Raw genomic sequence first — 2,153 nt, 5'->3', positions numbered from 1 at the left:
GGAAAAAAAGAAGGAGGAAGGGATACAATTGAATTACTAACTTCAAACTTCACTCCATCAAACTTTTGGTATGGAATTGCTATACCACCTGTTACCTGACACAACAAACCTTCAACTGAAGAGATGGCAATTTGACAAAGTACAAGGGACGATTACGTTGATTGTCTCTGCGGTGCAAACTGTCATTAATTGCCCAGTTTGTAACCACCCAACTCACCGAATTCATAGCCGCTACGAACGTAAGTTAACAGACCTGCCCTGGGCTGATTACAGTATTACCATACAGTTACGGGTGCGAAAGTTTTTTTGCATTAACACTTTATGTAAACGGCGCATTTTTACCGAAAGGCTGACAAGTGTAACCGCACCTTGGGCTAGAAGGACTCTGCGTTTAGCGCAACGACTGAGTGCAATTGGTTTATCTCTGGGCGGTGCAGCAGGGGTAAGACTCTCAGAGCATTTGGGGGTAACAGCTTCTCGTAACACGCTATTAAAATTAGTCCGCTCAATCCCACTTTTGCCAATCGTAACGCCACAGATTCTTGGGGTAGACGACTTTTGTTTTCGTAAATGCAAAACTTACGGTACAGCATTGATTGACCTGGAACGTAGCCGACCAATCGCTCTACTTAAAGACGCAAAAGCTGAAACCTTAGCAGAATGCTTAAAAGCTCACCCTGGTATCAAAATCGTCTCACGAGATCGGTCAAAAACTTATGAAAGTGGTATTCGCCAAGGAGCGCCAGAAGCCATTCAGGTTGCAGACCGTTTTCACTTATTACAGAACTTAGCTGAAACACTTAACGAAGTTTTCGCTACACATCATCAAGCTCTCAAAACCGTCGATGAAGCATACAGTCTTTCATCAGTAACCCAAACAGACGGTACTGTAGTTGTGCGAGTACCACGACCAACCCGTGAACAACAGGCACTACAATTAGCAGAACAAAGCCGTGCCAGACGACTTGCTATACATCAGCAAGTTTGGGATTTACATCACCAAGGTTGGAGTGGAAAAGCCATAGCTCGTCAAGTTGGGATTGGTGTAACAAGTGTATTTCGTTATTTACGTACTTCCACTTTGCCAGAACCAACTAGACGAAGAAGCCGAGGTCGAAGTATCTTAGTTCCGTACCATGAATATATCCTTAAACGCTGGAATGAAGGTTGTCACGAAGGCTTAATTTTATTTAAGGAAATTCAAAAACTAGGTTACAAGGGTAGTTATGATACTGTAGCTCGATACATACGACGTATCCGTACTGTCCAAAAAATCAAGCCAAGAAAACGGTATTCGGTTAAGTCTTTACCAAAAGTCGCTCAACCCAAGAAACTTTGTCTTACACCTCGTCGTGCAGTATGGCTAGTGCTGCGGAAACCAGAGTCGCAACAGCCAGAAGACGAGGAATTGCTTGCGCTACTAACAGCACAACATCCAGATTTAGCTGAAGCTATTCAGTTATCGCAAGGCTTTACCTGCATTGTGCGCCAACGGCAGCATTCACAACTTGATCCTTGGCTCACTCAAGCTCTCATGAGCAATCTGACTGCTTTTCGTCGCTTTGCTAAACGATTGCGTGAAGACTACGACGCAGTGAAGGCGGGTGTAACTATGTCAGTTAGTAATGGCCCCGTTGAAGGGCATATTAATCGACTGAAAATGTTAAAACGACAGATGTATGGTCGCGCCAAGATAGACCTACTTGAGCGACGATTTTTGTTGGCTACCTGAAGGATAAGGTTTCACACTTTAAACTTTTTGCTATTAACTTCAAACTTAATTATGAGCTATAGAAATCAGTTCATTTGGCAAAGAGCAGTTCAACTTGCCATCAATTGCTATAAATTTACACGCCTATTTCCTCAATCAGAATTGTATGGCTTAACCAGCCAAATTCGACGTTCTTCTGTATCTGTAGCATCTAATATAGCAGAAGGCTATGGAAGACGCTCAAAGCCAGAATACATACAGTTTTTACATATTGCTTTAGGCTCTTTGAGAGAGCTAGATACGCAATTAATCATTGCCAGAGAAGTAGAGTTAGCTGACAAAAACCTTTTCACTCCTCTATTGAATGAGGTTGAGGAAATGCAAAGTATATTAGTTGCTAGCTTAAACAAACTCAAAGCTTGAATTTATTATTTCCTTCTTT

General features: G+C 42.3%; 2 protein-coding genes. Both read left to right on the top strand.

Features of this window, described 5'->3' with window-relative positions; all coding sequences use genetic code 11:
* Positions 1 to 70: 70 nt before the first annotated feature.
* On the top strand, positions 71 to 1,732 hold the full coding sequence (locus ACEYW6_RS36040) for an ISL3 family transposase (RefSeq protein ID WP_412983580.1): 1,662 nt from the start codon (positions 71 to 73) through the stop codon (positions 1,730 to 1,732).
* 51 nt (positions 1,733 to 1,783) lie between these two features.
* Complete coding sequence (locus ACEYW6_RS36035) at positions 1,784 to 2,134, top strand: four helix bundle protein (RefSeq protein WP_340096952.1); 351 nt, start codon at positions 1,784 to 1,786, stop codon at positions 2,132 to 2,134.
* Positions 2,135 to 2,153: the final 19 nt, after the last annotated feature.

The organism is Nostoc sp. UIC 10607 (assembly GCF_047228265.1).
Taxonomy (GTDB): domain Bacteria; phylum Cyanobacteriota; class Cyanobacteriia; order Cyanobacteriales; family Nostocaceae; genus Nostoc; species Nostoc foliaceum_A.
This window is presented reverse-complemented; position numbering and strand designations above follow the sequence as displayed.